General features: G+C 53.3%; 11 protein-coding genes and 1 pseudogene. 1 reads left to right on the top strand and 11 read right to left on the bottom strand.

The genetic code is table 11. The features are described from left to right. Positions 1–162: 162 nt before the first annotated feature. From MKY12_RS05965 to MKY12_RS05915, 11 genes and pseudogenes are all read right to left on the bottom strand, one after another. Complete coding sequence (locus tag MKY12_RS05965; RefSeq protein WP_339254636.1) at positions 163–1,008, bottom strand: carbohydrate ABC transporter permease; 846 nt, start codon at positions 1,006–1,008, stop codon at positions 163–165. Beyond that, positions 1,005–1,967: a sugar ABC transporter permease gene (locus MKY12_RS05960; RefSeq protein ID WP_036725828.1), complete on the bottom strand. Its 963-nt coding sequence runs from the start codon at positions 1,965–1,967 to the stop codon at positions 1,005–1,007. The genes MKY12_RS05965 and MKY12_RS05960 overlap by 4 nt, the downstream gene beginning before the upstream one ends. A gap of 175 nt (positions 1,968–2,142) precedes the next feature. Beyond that, entirely contained in the window at positions 2,143–3,492 is a 1,350-nt protein-coding gene (locus tag MKY12_RS05955) for an extracellular solute-binding protein (protein WP_339313181.1), read from the bottom strand. A 201-nt stretch (positions 3,493–3,693) separates the two neighbouring features. Beyond that, positions 3,694–4,878 (bottom strand): hypothetical protein, encoded by a 1,185-nt coding sequence (locus tag MKY12_RS05950; protein ID WP_339254633.1) that lies wholly within the window; start codon positions 4,876–4,878, stop codon positions 3,694–3,696. Further along, positions 4,860–5,417 carry an RNA polymerase sigma factor gene (locus MKY12_RS05945; protein ID WP_235191889.1) on the bottom strand — a complete coding sequence of 186 codons (558 nt, stop codon included), beginning with the start codon at positions 5,415–5,417 and terminating at the stop codon, positions 4,860–4,862. The genes MKY12_RS05950 and MKY12_RS05945 overlap by 19 nt, the downstream gene beginning before the upstream one ends. A 181-nt stretch (positions 5,418–5,598) precedes the next feature. Further along, positions 5,599–6,090: a pyridoxamine 5'-phosphate oxidase family protein gene (locus tag MKY12_RS05940; RefSeq protein ID WP_036725832.1), complete on the bottom strand. Its 492-nt coding sequence runs from the start codon at positions 6,088–6,090 to the stop codon at positions 5,599–5,601. Positions 6,091–6,197: 107 nt separating this feature from the next. Continuing rightward, the gene (locus MKY12_RS05935) at positions 6,198–6,905 is read right to left on the bottom strand and encodes a DNA alkylation repair protein (RefSeq protein WP_036725834.1); all 708 of its coding nucleotides are present in this window, start codon (positions 6,903–6,905) and stop codon (positions 6,198–6,200) included. Between the two features lie 19 nt (positions 6,906–6,924). Continuing rightward, positions 6,925–7,410: a molybdenum cofactor biosynthesis protein MoaE gene (locus tag MKY12_RS05930; RefSeq protein ID WP_036725835.1), complete on the bottom strand. Its 486-nt coding sequence runs from the start codon at positions 7,408–7,410 to the stop codon at positions 6,925–6,927. Between the two features lie 114 nt (positions 7,411–7,524). Then, complete coding sequence (locus tag MKY12_RS05925) at positions 7,525–8,382, bottom strand: Rpn family recombination-promoting nuclease/putative transposase (protein ID WP_339314799.1); 858 nt, start codon at positions 8,380–8,382, stop codon at positions 7,525–7,527. 212 nt (positions 8,383–8,594) lie between these two features. Further along, positions 8,595–9,881: a cellulase-like family protein gene (locus MKY12_RS05920; protein WP_339257347.1), complete on the bottom strand. Its 1,287-nt coding sequence runs from the start codon at positions 9,879–9,881 to the stop codon at positions 8,595–8,597. 60 nt (positions 9,882–9,941) lie between these two features. Then, positions 9,942–13,289: pseudogene (locus tag MKY12_RS05915) on the bottom strand (DUF5107 domain-containing protein). Positions 13,290–14,223: 934 nt separating this feature from the next. Here MKY12_RS05915 and MKY12_RS05910 point away from each other — a divergent pair. Beyond that, positions 14,224–15,120 carry an AraC family transcriptional regulator gene (locus MKY12_RS05910; protein WP_339313180.1) on the top strand — a complete coding sequence of 299 codons (897 nt, stop codon included), beginning with the start codon at positions 14,224–14,226 and terminating at the stop codon, positions 15,118–15,120. Positions 15,121–15,163 lie beyond the last annotated feature (43 nt).

Genomic DNA, 15,163 nt, shown 5'->3' with positions numbered 1-15,163 from the left:
ACGGTAAAGCGTCGAATAAGGCTCAGGCGCTTTACCGTTATCGGACGGATGTTTTTTAAAAATATAAGAATTTATCTGTTTCACACAATAACTTATCCTTCTATTTCTCGCTGAAACGGTACCGCCCTTTAAAAGGACGGCAAAGTCGTTTCCACTTGCATCTTATCCCTTTATGCCTGTTGTCGCAATCCCGTCCACGAAATACTTTTGCAGGAAGGTGAACACAAGCGTTGCCGGAACAATAGAGACAAGCGACATGGCCAGAAGCTGGCCCCACTCGGCTGCAGACTGGGAGTCATTAATCATGCGCAGCGCAAGTCCCACCGTGTATTTGTCTACCGTGTTGATGTACAGGAGGTGTCCCAGGAAGTCATCCCAGTTCCACAGGAAGCAGAAGATCGTCACCGTAACGACCGCCGGGAAGGCGAGCGGCATGACCACTCTCCAGAAAATCCCGAACCAGGAGCAGCCGTCGATTTTGGCCGATTCGTCCAGCTCCTTGGGCACGCCGCGGATGAACTGGATCAGCAGGAAGACGAAGAAGCTTCCGCCGGCCCCGCCCGCCAGCAAATGGGGAACGACAAACGGCAAATACGTGTTCACCCAGCCCAGCTGATGGAACAAGGCATACTGGGGAATAATCAGCACCTGGCCCGGCATCATCAGCGTCAGCATCAGAATCGAGAACCAGAATTTCTTCAGCGGAAAATCCAGTCTGGCGAATCCGAAAGCAACCAGTGTAGTAGATAGAAGCGTTGCGATCAGCACCATAATTTCCAGCCAGAAGGTGTTAAGATAGAAATCAGTGAATGTATGTCCGGGCACCGAGTTCCAGCCTTTGGTGAAGTTCTCCCATTGCGGAACGGACGGGAAGATTCCCGGTGAACTCAGCTCGGTGCTGTCCTTCAGCGAGGCTCCGACCCACCAGACAATCGGATAGACCATGAGGAAGCTGAAGAGAATCATGAACACATGCCGGAGTGCAGGCTTCCAATTCAAAGTTGTCATTTGCGTTTTTTCCCTCCAGTGTCAGTCTCATAGAATACCCAGTACTTCGAGGTGTAAGAGATCAGAAGTGTTGCGGCCACAATGGCGACCAGCATAATCCAGGCCAATGCAGAAGCGTAGCCCAGCTCGTAGCGGCTGAAGGCCCGTTCGTACAAATACATGGCATATACATATGTAGCGTTCATCGGTCCGCCATTCGTAATCACGAAGGCCGAGGTGAACATCTGGAAGGCGTTGATCACGGCCATAATCAGGTTGAAGTAGAGAATCGGCGACAGCATAGGCAATGTAATGCGGAAGAATTGAATGAACCTGTTCGCCCCGTCTACCGAGGAAGCTTCATACAAGTCATTGGGAATCTGCTTCAGCCCTGCCAGGAAGATAACCATGGTGGAGCCGAATTGCCAGACCGTGAGCAGAATCAGTGTGCTAAGCGCGGTGTCCGGGTTGGTAATCCAGCTTTTCCCTTCGATGCCAAAGACGGCAATCAGCTTGTTAAAAATCCCGTCTACCCCGAAGATGTTACGCCAGAGCAGCGATACCCCGATACTGCCTCCGATTAGAGAAGGGAAATAGATCGCTGTGCGGTAGACGCTAATCCCTCTGACCGCTCTGCTGAGTACCATGGCCACGAGCAGGGCCGCAATCAGCTTAAGCGGCACGGAGGCCAGCACATACATGACTGTGACTTTGGCGGATTGAATGAATTTGGGGTCTGCGGTGAAAATCCGTTCGTAATTGCGGGACCCGATCCATTTCATCGGCTGCATCAGGGTGTAGTCGGTAAACGAATAATACAGGGATAAGAACAACGGATACGCCGTCAGTACCAGGAACCCGATCAGCCAGGGCGAAATAAACAAATAGCCTGCAAGCGGAGCGTTCCACCGGCTTTTGAAATAGGAGCTTTTTTTCGGCGCTGGCGAGGCTTGGGCTAAAGTGGTTGTGGAGCGGTTCATCTGTGGTCACCTCTTGTGGTCAATTTGTATAGCTTAAGTATAGTATTGGCCCGCACTTTGGCTAAAGGAGGGCAATGCTCGAATTCTTTCAAAATATAACGATTAATTCGTACATTCTTATGTTTTAAAAAGATAAAGCCCGGAACATTGCTGTCCCGGGCTTACAGTTCATACCTTATTTCTCGTAGGATAGCGAGGCTTCCTTCAGCTGCTTGAACGCCTCTTCCGGTGTGGATTTACCGAAGCTGAGCTGGTCACGGACCAGTACCCAGTCTTTATCCACGAAGTTCGTCCAGCCGCCGGCTCCGGCCGACCAGGTCTGGCCATCCGGCTCCGTAGCACGGAGCAGAGCCAAGCCTACCTTATCCAGATCGCTCATATTAGCTTCCAGCAGAGCGGCGTTATCCTTGTTGGCCGGGAGGCCACGGAAGGTCTTGGTGATTTGGGCAGCCTCAGCATCATTCACGAACCAGTTGATGAATTTCTTGGCTTCTTCAGCATGCTTGGAGTTCTTGGAGACCGCCATGTACATCGACGGCTTCAGCCAGCCTCCGGCCTCTTCGGCACGCGGCATGGTTACAAGTGCGTAGGCTCCCGGCTTAATGCTGTCCCAGGTTCCCAGATTGTTGGAGAAGCTGTAACGGAACAGCACCTTGCCTGCTGCGAGCAGATCCATTTGCGGATCATTCTCCTTATCGGAGGCATTCACATCCGCCGGAGGAACAAGCCCTTCCTTGCGGAGCTCTTCGAACTTGCGGGTCCAGTCCAGATAAGTGGCTTCATCCACGTTGAAGTGGCCGTCATCTGTGATGACCTGCCCTTTGCCTCTGGCATACTGATACGCCGAGTACATGAAATAGTTACCTGCATAGTCGAGGGTGAAATACTGTCCCTTCGGCAGCTTGGACTTGGATTCCTTCGCCAGGGCGAAGAACTCATCCCAGGTCCAGCCGTTAGCCGGATTCGCAATGCCCAGCTTATCCATAGCGGCTTTATCATATACCATACCGAAGGCCACCGAGCCGAGCGGAACGGCATACTGCTTGCCGTCCAATTGGCCGCCTGACAGCAGCTTCGTGTCGAATTTGCTTACATCCACCTCAGGAGCCAGGTCGGCCAGCTGCTGGCGGGCCATCCAGTCCGGCATCCAGCCCGGGTCAAGCTGAACAACATCAGGTGCGTTGTTGGCCGCAGCCTGCGTGGATAATTTGTCCAGATAACCGTCCATACCGGAATACTCCGGCTCGAAGGTTACGTTCGGATTATTCTTCGTGTACAATTCCAGGGCCGCCAGGGTAGCTTCGTGACGCGGCTGGGAGCCCCACCACATAATCCGCAGCTTGACCGGCTCATTGGTGCTTGGTGCATCAGTTGCAGCAGCCGTCGCAGCAGCATTGGTGCTGGCAGGTGCTTCTGTAGCCCCTCCTGCATTGTTTACTTTATTCCCTCCGCCGCCGCAGGCAGCCAGTGTACCTAATATCGCTGTCATCGCCAGGACCGAAAGAGAACGCTTCCATTTCAACATCTTTAACCCTCCTGTATACATCTGTATTCTCTTGCTACATTGCTATAGTAACAATATGGAATTGAAGTTCATAGGAGAGCAATGCACGAATTCTTATAAAATCTTACGAATATGCCATCCTGCAGACAGTCCAAAAACATTCAAAGGCTGCTCCGCTATCCTAAGATAGGGAAACAGCCCTGAGTGTCAACTCTGCGTTACTTATTTCATCATACTGGCGGCAATGCCGATAAGCTCGTCTTTCGTTAGCTCCGTATTCTCCTGGCCGGCGATCACAGAATAGATAACCTTTCCACTCGGATCAGACCAAACTAACTCGTACTTAAACCCTAAGTCAAGCTCCTTGTTGCCGGAGTCATCCGAAAAAATAGCTTGTCTGCCTTTGATCTCTATATTCTCCATCTTTGTATGTTCACTCCACGAGAGCTTATCAGCCGGGTTTTGGTAGTCATCCACACGTGAGACACCGATTCTCACCTGAACCTCCCCCTTCTTGTATACCAGTGAGGAATACGGGTAGTCAATGTTCTCCGCCTTCTCCACTCTCCAGGCCAACTGGAAGTTGTCTCCCAGGTCTCTCTCGTTTCCGCCTTTAAGCTCCTGCACATCCGGAACTTTTAAGAAAGAAGGCTTAATGATTGCCTCGTCCAGGGCATACCCTTCCGGCAGATACGCCGGCTGCTCCAGGACCGGAGCGTTGTGCTCCTCTACACTAGTCTTATAGGCGGTATAGTCCTTGAACGTGAGGGGCGGGCGATACATGTTCATACTCCCCTCTCCCTCCTCGTCTTCACGCGTAATTACATAGGTGGCATACTCTCCGGGAAGCAGCAACTCCTTCATGAGTGCTGCCCCCTTTGAATATTTCTGGTTATAGAGAATACTCAGCTTCTGGTTGGCTTCATGCTCAATACCCGGCTGTGCTTCCGGGATATAAGGCTTCAAGGGTTCTTTCGCCTTCTCAATCAGCATTCCGCCGGAAGCCGTCGCCGGAAGCGGCTGATACGGAAGCACCTTATACGGGGCTCCGGCCCCCTGCCGGACTTCACCCGAACTCTGAGCTTCAGCTCCTTGCTGGAGTTTGCCGGAGAATTGGGTATAGCCGCCGCCCAGCAAGACCAGTGCCAGGACCGCCGCCGCCCAGCCCTTCACCGGCATCCGCTTCTGTCTCCGCCCGGTTCTTGTTTCCATTCTGCGCATTACTTTTGGTGCCTCTCCGCTTGGCGGAAGGGTCTGAAGCAGAGTCTCGTCTTCTTCAGCAGTCAATGCCCCCTCAAGCCCGAGCGCCTTCATTACTGGTTCATGAACATCAACGGTGTTCCAATGTGCTGAACGGTCTCCCTCCTTCAGAAACTGCTCCTCTGGAGTTAATTCACGCTTGCCCATAATTGTTTCTCCTTTCTCTCAATCGCTTTTTTAAGTTTTTCCCTGGTCCGTTCATATCTTTTGCGTACGGTAGCCGTACTCACACCCAGAATTTCACTGATTTCCGCAAATGATTTATCTTCATAAATCCGCAGGATCAATAGATTCCGGTCCTCCACATCCAGCTTCCCCAGAGCAGCCGAGACCGGCTCGCTGAACAGGCGGTTCTGGGCTATTTGCTCTGCACTTTTCTCCGTAACCTCCTGCCGGAGCAGCTTCCGCACCTGCTGCTGGAATTTCTGCCGCCGCAGCAGGTTCAGGCAGTGATGATAAGCAATTTTGTAGAGCCATGAGGTGAAATCTGCCTGAGGCTTGTACTGCCCGATATTCTGGTAGGCCTTGATCAGGATGTCCTGTACCGCATCTTCCGCATCTTCCTTGTTATTCAGCAAGCGGTAACAATAGAGGTAAATCCGTTGCTGGTACAGCCTGATCACATCCGAGTACAGGCCTCCTTCCCCGTCTTGTATCCTTCTAATTTTCTCTTCGATAGGGTCCACGATAATCTCCTTTCTGCAAATCATATAGATATAACACTTGAGCCGTATGTAATGTGACAATTATCTTTTCCCGGCTCCACAGCAAAAAAAGAGACCCACAGATGAATTCTGTTGATCTCTCCGTTGCAGAACCTATGAACCTATGGCTTCCTAGAACCGTCTGTCTGTCTGTCTGTCTACTCTACTCCAGCTCGACCGTCTGATTCAGATTCAGCTTGTCAGTGTCCTGGCCGGTCATCCGTTTGAACATGTATACCGCCTTCTCGGCCAGGTTGCCGCTCTTCCAGTATTCAGCCGCTTCGGCATGGACTTTAATCAGAATGACATTCGGGTCATCATAGCTTGTCTTCAGGAACGCCTCGTACCCTGCACTCCAAAACTCTTTTTTCTTACTTACATCGGTTACAATCTCGGCCGTTCCACGGATGGAGACATAGGACTTGTCGGCATACACGACATTGACGCGCGGGTCATACAGTATCTCCCCGAACTTGCTCGTATCCTTCTTGGTCAGGAACCACAAGTCTCCGTCGAATTCAACCTCCTGTGTCTTCATAGGCCGGGAGACCAGCCCTTCCTCCGAAATCGTGGTAAGCATAGCCATATCAATACCCTTGATCAGCTTGCGGACCGTCTCAACGGCTTCCTCGTGACTATGGTGTGTAGTTGACATCTTAACCGCCTCTTTTCTTCCGGGATAGGGAATAGGTTATCCAAATGCATAGCATTTATTAACCAGAAGCGGCGAAGCATTACCGGATGCCGGTGAAAACCGGGAAATCAGCAGCGTACATGTTTGCGTTTGAAGCCGGTCCGTCCTTTGCCGACAGCCTTCATAATATTATCGTAAGCGCTGATGAGCTTGCTCTTCGGCTTGTCCTTGTCCACCTCGACCGGACCCACCCGCTCCGCCGTCTCACATGCCAGATCATGCAGCGGTAAATAGGACACGGCTACGGTATACATAAAATTGTTCATAGAGTACCGGGTACGCTCCGGGGAGTCATGAATGGTCTTACCCACAAGCTCCAGCATCCCGGCCAGCTTGTCGCGCTGGAACTCCTGATCGGGGCGGCTTCCCAGCAGCCAGCAGTAACAGCTCCAGCCTGCCGACATCCGGAGATCCTCTCCGCTCCTGATCCACTCATCCGCCACCTGCTGGGCAATATCTGCTTCAGCCAAGGTTACAGCCACCACGAAATCAGACAGCATATAGAAATAAGCCCCGTCCATCCAGCGGTTATAGTCCGCTTCTGTCATCCCATTCGGGTCGGCAATGATCCCGGCAAAATACATCGCATCATAATTACCTGTAGCATACAGCTCCTCAGCCAGCGCCTGATCGATCTTGGTTTGCTTGAAGATCGGCTTCATTGCACCGGTAGCCACACCAAAGAGCGGCTCCCGTGCGCCGTTTGCGGTATACATCTTCTTGGTCCGTTCCTTGCCAAGCGCTTCAAGCTCCTGCATCACTTGTTCTGCATTCATTGAACGTTCCTCCTTTTAGCTACCTCTCGTCTTCCGCCGGAATATCTGGCAGCAGCGGACGGCCCTCAGGGTAGGCATTTTGATTCAGCTGGTCGCCAATCCACGCTTTGCCGTCCTCGCCGGTTTCTTTTTTCCAGATGGGGACGATTTGCTTGATCCGCTCAATCACGTATTCATTCGCTTCATAGGCAGCCTTACGGTGGGGCGAGGAGACTGCGATGACCACTGCAATGTCGGTAATCTCAAGCTTACCTATCCGGTGGGTGACTGCAACCTTCGTATCCGGCCAGCGCTCCAGCACTTCCTGCCCGATGCGCTTCAGCTGCGTTACAGCCATGGACGGGTATGCTTCATATTCAAGATACAAGGTTTTCTTCCCTTGTGTGAACTCACGCACCGTCCCAATGAATAAGGTAATCGCCCCGGCTTCTCTGCGCAGAACTTTATCAGATACCTCAGCGGGTATAATCGCGGACTCTGTAATTTCAAATAACGAATGGCCCATTCGCTCACTTCCTTTCGAGTGAAACATATAAATTACTTATATTTCCAAAAAAACTGCCCCAAGTTGGAGCAGTCTTTTGAAAAATATGAGTTTCACCGGTTTATCCATGGAGTGTTAATTCTTCCGCAGGTTCTGAACTTCCTGTTCTGAAAGCTCGGTGAGTTTAACTATAAAATCAAAATCATGTCCCATTGCCAAGAGCTTTCGAGCAGTTTCTCTTTTTTCTCGAATTGCACCCTCAGCAATCCCCTCAGCAATCCCCTCAGCCTTAGCACCATTCATTCGTGACGCCTCATCACGTAAATACTTCATCCGGGCATCATATTCCATACGTGTAGCGGCATCCTGACTCAGGAACTCTAGCGTATCCATTGCTTTTTTCAACATCGGTTCATTCATGGTTAGCACCTCCCAATTTGGTTGTTCAACACCCTTCAGGAATAATAACCAGTTGATCAGACCACCAGTTAATGGAACGGCCTGCTCCTCGAGCTTTGTTAATTCCATCACATGAATCTCAAGATCATTGTTAAGAGATATCCCGGTATGATCTTCCCGAAGATGAAACACATTATGATGACGGTCATTCGGCAGACAGGAGTAGTTCAGTATATTGATCGTCACACACTTCTTCAATTGACTGTAATCGTCGCCTTTTTGAATTTGGTGGTAATACATCTCGCTCCAGTAGAAAAGCGTCCGCTTCTCCATATTGTATGGATTGAACAGCTGCATTTCGATGTTGATCCGTTTGCCCTCAGCCGTTTTGGCCTTGATATCCAGAATAGACTGTTTCTCCACTGGAGCATCCTTATCTGTGTACGGATTCATTAATATAATTTCTGTCAGCGGGGGTTCGCCTGCCTCCATGAAGGTACTGTTGAGGAAGGCCAGCAGGACATCCTTGTTATTCTCACTGCCGAAAATTTTCTTGAAGATAAAGTCATTCCGAGCGTCGAGTAATTCCACGATTATCACTCCAATCATATACACTGATTATATCATGGCAGAACTACTCGTTGTAGACAAGGCCAGCTTTTTGGGCTCCATATACTGCTATTCTGTCCCCTAAGCTCTATAAAACATACAGCCAAGACAATGCGCTCTCTCGTGTTACTTCGGAACGGCTGTCCGCTAAGAAGAAACGCAGCATGACAAGCCAGCGGGCCGCCGCCCTGACTCTGCTACTCCGCTTCAAGAATGTACCGGTTCCACCGCTGCTGCCAGGCTACATCCTGCCAGAACGGATGATGCGGCGCACAGTTGGAACACAGCGTCATGCCCCAGAAGCCCAGTGCCATCCCCTTACGCAGCGCATACTCGGCAATGAATTTCCCGACCGGGCCTTCCTCGAAGCCTGCAAGAAGCGGGGTATAGCCGACATAGCCTTCGCCGATTACCACCGGCAGGCCCGAATGTACCGCCCATTCCTGCGCTTCTTCCAGGCGCATGTCCGCTTTTTGCAGCATCGCCAGCTTATGGGCTCCATAGCGGTCATACAGGTAGAGATCCCATAGATCAGGGTCGGCCCAATCATGCAGATAGATCAGCTTCATCCCGACCGGATTGCCCTCCATCCGCCACTCCTGCCCTGCGGGCAGGTTCCATTCCCCGAAGGGCGGGGCATCTTCCCTCAGCATAGACCGGACAAAGGTATTCGGAAAAGGCACCCCCTCATCATTCAACCCCGCTGCGTCCATAAGCTCATTCAGCACGCCTTTGATATAGAGATGATAGTGAGCCACCTGTAAATTACGGGCTACATATGCCTTCGGATAAGCTTCGTTCAGTGTATAGCTGGCTGTGATCAGAACATCGGGATGCTGCCCCCGGAGATAACCCACCGCTTCCTCGATATAAGGCTGCATGGCCTCCACCAGCCTAGGCGTATCCGCTGCGCCGATTCCCTGCACGGTACCCACGGCGGTAAGCTGCCCGAATTCCACTTCATTATGCAGCTCGGCATAAACAATTCGATCAGCGAAGCCTTCCCCCTTGATATACCGGATGAGCTGGTCCATCGACCGGGCCAGGGTCATGAACCGCTCTGCGGGAGCAACTGCAGCCAGCTCATCACGCAGCGCGGGATAGGCCAGGAAGCTGGGGCTCTGCTGATATTCCCAGGAAGACAGCATAATATAGAGTCCCTGCGCCTTGGCCTGCCTGAACAGCTCCAGCAGATGCGCATGCCCGTCCAGCTCGGCACCGCCGCGGCAGTTGTACCAGCGGGTACGCTGGCCCACTTCCCCCAGACTGCCGAAGTGCAGCGGTCCGGGGCGTTTGCCTTCCGCTGTGAATAACAGGAACGGCATGGCGCAGATCCGGATGGTGTTGTATCCTCTGTCGGCTGCCTCCTTGCATCTTGCCGCCAGATCATGATAAGGCTCGCCCGGCAAGGTCATGGTGTACCAGGAGAAATCCCACATGGTAAGGGTAAGCTTGCGGGGCAATCTGTTCAGCACTGCATCCATACTGTCCATGCTAATCCTATGCCGTCCTGTTGTATGCATAATCTGTTGTCCTCCTTCTGCTTAGAGTTGTCCCCGGTTCAGGACATGATCGGCCATCCGTCTGTGAACCCCAGCTCCTTGATGATTAGGGTCCAGGGCAAGAGCGGAATTAAGCTCCGCTGCCGCTGCTTCATACCGGCCCAGCCCGAGAAGCCCGAGCCCCCGCATGTAGCGGCAATGAATGACATTGCGCCGGTTGAGGTCATCCTCAAACACCAGGAAATCCGGCAGCGATACGGCGAAATAGTCCAGCTTGATATCATCGAAAAGATGACGCTCGGCATAATCGATCAAGAGATTGAAGCGGCGCTTGGCCTCCTTCGGCTGCCGAAGCCTCAACCAGGCCAGCCCCTGGTAGAAAATCATCTCCGGCGGCTGGTCATTGTAGAACACCGCACTTGCCGGCTCCGCCAGACCTTGTGAAGCCGCCCTGTAGCAGCGCTCAGCCTCTTCTTCTTGCCCAAGTCCTTCGTATACCCGGCCAAGAGCATATTGAATATTATTCTCCTGCGCCCCTTCCAGCCTCCCTTCGCCCAGATTATGCGGATAGGCCAGCGCCAGCCGGAAATGCTCAAGCGCCGCTTCATACTGCCCGTTCTCCAGTGCCAGTCTGCCAAGCCCGCTTGGGCGAATTGGTATTGCCCGGTCACCTTCCCCTCTCCGCCCTCCCAGGGATGGAAGTTACGCGAGCTTAATGCCCTAACCGCTTCGTCATAGCGCTCAAGCTGGTTAAGCATCGTTACATATTCGATATACAGATCATCCCGCTGCTCCACCAAGCTGCGCCGTGATTCAAGATGTTCCAGCCGTTCCCCGGCGGACCACGCGAGCTTCTTGCGCAGCTGATCCAGCTCATACAGAATCCGCGCATCCTGCGGCGCACAGGCGAAGGCCTGCTCCAGTGAAGCGAGCGCCGCCTCAGGATTGTGCTGCTTGTTGTAATAGGCCAGGGCCAGATTGCGGTGAACGATGGCGAAATCCCCTCTCAGTTCACGTGAACGTTCCCAGCTTGCCGCCGCTTCCTCCGGCCGCTTCTTGTCATAATAGAGATTGCCGAGATAGTAATAGGCTTTATCATCCAGGGGATTCGCCCGGACGGCACTTAACAGCCATTCAAGCTCGGACAGGGAGTTCGGGAAGCAGTGCAGCGGGGAGGCTGCTTGCCCCTGGGCGGGCCTCCCGTGCCTGCTCATCTTGTCCCGTACACTCATAACATTCGCCAAGGGCATAATGCAGCATCGGATAGACGGATTCAGGTTCAGATTTGAATCCGGTTTCAGATCCGGGTCTGCCCCGCTGGGCCGCCCTCTCCCCTACAGCAAGAGCTTCCGCATACAGTCCGCAGCCCATATAATCTGCCATAAGATTAAGGTAATTGTGTGCATCATCACGCATAAGCCGTTCCAATTCTGTCAGCGCCTCTTCTGCCGCAGCAGGGTCACCCAGTGCTGCAAGGGCCAGGGCCAGTTCGTTATATGCGCCAAAATCAGCAGGATCAAGCTGCACAGTCTCACTTGCGAATCCCCTCGCCTGCTGCGGCCGGCCAAGCCTCCGCAGGAGAGCTGACTTGAGGTTCCTCGCCTTATAGTTACGCGCATTGCGGATCAGCGAACGCTCCGCCAGCTCCAGCGCCTCGGCATACCGGCCCTGCCGGCAGGCAATCTGAGCTAGTGAGTAATACCCTGCATCCTGCCAGGCTGCCGACCATACCGCTTTGTAATAAGCAGCAAAAGCCTCATCCAGGCGGTTCTGACCGCGCAGGGCAACCCCCAGCTGATAATAGGCTTCGCTGTCATACGGGTTAGGATTACGCGAGGTTAGACGTTCAATGGCGCGGCGGAGCAAAGGCTCACTCTGCGCATATTGCCCGCGGCGGAGCAGCAGCGTTCCATACGCTACATTCAGCCGGATATCCCCGCTGTCCCGTTTAAGCCCCTCCAGATAATAGGCCTCCGGCTCAAAGGTGGCATGCCGGTACTGCTCCAGATGCAGGCCGGCCAGATACAGCTCCTCTGCTGAGCGCAGCTCTTCCGGCGGGGCCAGCGGCTTCGCCGCCTCAGGGATACGCCCAATCTCCGGACGCTTCGGCTGATAGGCGACCAGCAGCCTGCCCTCCCCGCTATGGACCGTCAGCTTGAGGTCATGCTCCTGCTCTCCATGGTCCAGCATAACCGTACGCTCTATAGCCTCTGCGGGAGACAGATCTGCAGTCTCCCGCAGATATTCGCCTGCGGCTCCGCTTAAGCTGATCACGGCCTGCTCCAGCCGTGAGGTCACGTATACCTTCACCACCGCCTGAGCTAATGCCGCATCCACCTCCAGATTGACCGCAGCGTCTACCGAGGCATTTTTCACCAGACCGATGCCCTTGTACGGCATGAAATACTGGGTGAAGCTCTTCTCCTCATACGGCTGCAGCCAGGTGAAGTCAGGCTGATTATCGGTGTACACACCTGTCATAAGTTCAATATAAGGTCCGTCTTCATCGGTCAGCTGGCGGTCCCAGGCCTGGCCGAACTCCCCGTTCCCCCAGGTCCATTGCTTCTTTCCCGGTGAGATATGATGATCAGCCACATGCAGCAGCCCCGCCTGGACACCGTGATCATATCCACCGACGAAATTATAATCCGACTTGTAGGCCATATAGGAGGTCGGAACCGGAATATTCTTATAGCGGGAGATGTCCACGCCTTCCGAATAATCCTGTTTGTAGTAGGTACCGGTCGCAATAGGGAACCGCGATACATCCCTTTTGCCATGATCGAAGACGGCTGTGACATCAGGCGGAAAAACAGACTGCGTCTGATCATTCACCGCAACCGCCGGGTTGGCCCACCAGAGGAAGGTCTGCGGCAGCGGCGTCCGGTTATAACACTGCGCATGGACCTCCAGATAGCCTCTCCCGGGATAGAGTCTGAACGCAGCCGTAACCTTCGTTCCGTACATCCGGTCAATCTCGCTCACCCATACGGCAGCGCTTCCATCCGCAGCAGCCTCAAGCTTATATTCAACGGGGCCGAACGTATTCGGGCGGTGATGCTGGGGCCAGTTAAACTCAATGCCCCCGGAGATCCAGGGACCTGCAAGGCCGACCAGCGCAGGCTTGATTACACGGTTATAATAGACAAAATCATAATTGTTCGTCTTGTCGAGCGCCCGGTAGATCCGCCCCCCAAGCTCCGGCATGATCTCTATCCGCAGATATTCGTTCTCCAGAATAATTAGCTTGTACGTCCTATCCTGCTTCACATTCGAGATGCTCTCAATCACAGGATGCGGATACACACGCCCCGAGCTTCCTTGATAGACTCTTTTCTCCAGAAACATAGGATTTGGATCAGCGGCACCTGCCTCATAGGTTGGTATCATCACACTGGTCTCCCGTACCTGTACCCGGTCTGCTCTGTCCGTATTGTCCCTGTTGTCTGCGTTGCCCGCATTGTACGTTTTGTCCGCATTGTCCACATTATCCGCATTGTCCCCATTGCCACCGTTGTCAGCGTTACCCCCGGCTGCCTCCGGCATCTTGCCCCCACCTGCATACTGCATGCCCTTCACTGCCTCCCTTGACTTGATAGTTCTACTCTAGCCGCTGGCCGGGGAGTTTCCAATTGACGAAATGCGGGAAGTGATGGATTATATTCTTATTCTGTGTAAGCTTAGATTTCGGGCGTCACTGCGATGAGCATACGCTTTCCCAACCGTTGGGGTTGGGGTTGGGGTTGGGGTTGGGGTTGGGGTTGGGGTTGGGGTTGGGGTTGGGGTTGGGGTTGGGGTTGGGGTTGGGGTTGGGGTTGGGGTTGGGGTTGGGGTTGGGGTTGGGGTTGGGGTTGGGGTTGGGGTTGGGATAAATCCTGCCCATAATGCAACATTCCGCTCCTGAATTCAGCCTTAAACCGGAATTGTTGCACAAAAATCAACATCTGTCCTCCTTCCTGAGGCCAAACGGGGAAATTCCTGCATTTTGTGCAACAATCCGCCTTGGCACCACTGTACCAGAGAATCAAAATTGCAAAATGTGCAACATTTTCATCATCTCAGCATCCGAGCACCGAGCACCGAGCACCGAGCACCGAGCACCGAAGCATCTTAGCATTCCAGCACCCAAGCATCTCGCATTCCCTATATTCAGTCTCTACGGCTCCCAAAAAACTCAATTGCACTTCTTTTGGAAGGGGATATCCCGTTCTAAGCCTTCGAATGAATACGCTGATGTCTACGAGAAGAGATTGGAAAGTTAGTTGTTGGGCCAGGGTGTCTAACGTTTGGTTTATATACGATCTATTCAGGAGGGGGAAGCGGCATGAATCACGGTCATATCCGCAAGCCGGAAGGGTTTGTGGAGGAGAAGCTGTATGTGCTGCCGGAGTACTGGATGAAGGAATTGGAGCAGGAGGAGCTGACCGCCTCCTTGTTCATTACGGACATTGGTTATTTCCCGAATGCCCGTTATCATTTCAGGGAACGCCTGGAAGGCAGCCCGTCGCATATCTTGATCTTGTGTGAAGCGGGGGAGGGCTGGGTGGAGCTGAATCATGGGGAGCAGATGACCATGCAGCCGGGGGACATGGTGATTATTCCTCCACACACCCCGCACCGGTACGGGGCCATGCAGGAAGAGCCATGGAGCATTTACTGGTTCCATTTCAAAGGAAATCATGCGGACCGGCTGGTGAAGCTGTTCGGATTGTCGGGTGCCCCCCTCGCCCTGGCCCCGAGCGGCAAGGCCCGGCTCATCGAATGGTTCGTTCCTGCCTATGAGCTGCTGGTTGAGCGGACCTACGCCCTGGCTACCCATGTGCACATCGCCCAGACGGCCAGACAGCTGCTCTCCGGCATCGGCATTACGGCAGGCCCGTCCGCGCAGGAGAAGAAACGCGGGACGTATCTGGAACAGGCGATCCAGTATATGAACGGACGGCTGGGCAGCAACCTCACCCTGCCTGAGCTGGCTAAGCAGGTCGGCGTGTCGAAGCAGCATCTGATCTATATCTTCAACGCCGAGACCGGGGTCTCCCCGATCGAGTATTTCCTGCGGCTCAAAATCCAGCGCGCAGGCCATCTGCTCGATCTTACCGAACTCAGCATTAAGGAGGTCGGCTCTGCCGTAGGCATCAACGACCCTTATTACTTCTCCCGGCTGTTCAAGAAGATTTCGGGGTTCTCTCCTTCAAGCTACCGGAAGATCCCGAAGGGCTGAATCTGCACTTGAACGAAAAGGGCTTTCAAGGCTAATTTCTTAG

Source organism: Paenibacillus sp. FSL M7-0896 (assembly GCF_037975415.1).
Lineage (GTDB): Bacteria > Bacillota > Bacilli > Paenibacillales > Paenibacillaceae > Paenibacillus_AQ > Paenibacillus_AQ silagei.
This window is presented reverse-complemented; position numbering and strand designations above follow the sequence as displayed.

Coding starts and splice junctions, on each gene's coding strand:
- MKY12_RS05940 (WP_036725832.1), bottom strand. CDS start 6,090: ATGTCAACTACACACCATAGTCACGAGGAAGCCGTTGAGACGGTCCGC.
- MKY12_RS05930 (WP_036725835.1), bottom strand. CDS start 7,410: ATGGGCCATTCGTTATTTGAAATTACAGAGTCCGCGATTATACCCGCT.
- MKY12_RS05960 (WP_036725828.1), bottom strand. CDS start 1,967: ATGAACCGCTCCACAACCACTTTAGCCCAAGCCTCGCCAGCGCCGAAA.
- MKY12_RS05955 (WP_339313181.1), bottom strand. CDS start 3,492: ATGTTGAAATGGAAGCGTTCTCTTTCGGTCCTGGCGATGACAGCGATA.
- MKY12_RS05965 (WP_339254636.1), bottom strand. CDS start 1,008: ATGACAACTTTGAATTGGAAGCCTGCACTCCGGCATGTGTTCATGATT.
- MKY12_RS05950 (WP_339254633.1), bottom strand. CDS start 4,878: ATGGGCAAGCGTGAATTAACTCCAGAGGAGCAGTTTCTGAAGGAGGGA.
- MKY12_RS05910 (WP_339313180.1), top strand. CDS start 14,224: ATGAATCACGGTCATATCCGCAAGCCGGAAGGGTTTGTGGAGGAGAAG.
- MKY12_RS05920 (WP_339257347.1), bottom strand. CDS start 9,881: ATGGATGCAGTGCTGAACAGATTGCCCCGCAAGCTTACCCTTACCATG.
- MKY12_RS05935 (WP_036725834.1), bottom strand. CDS start 6,905: ATGAATGCAGAACAAGTGATGCAGGAGCTTGAAGCGCTTGGCAAGGAA.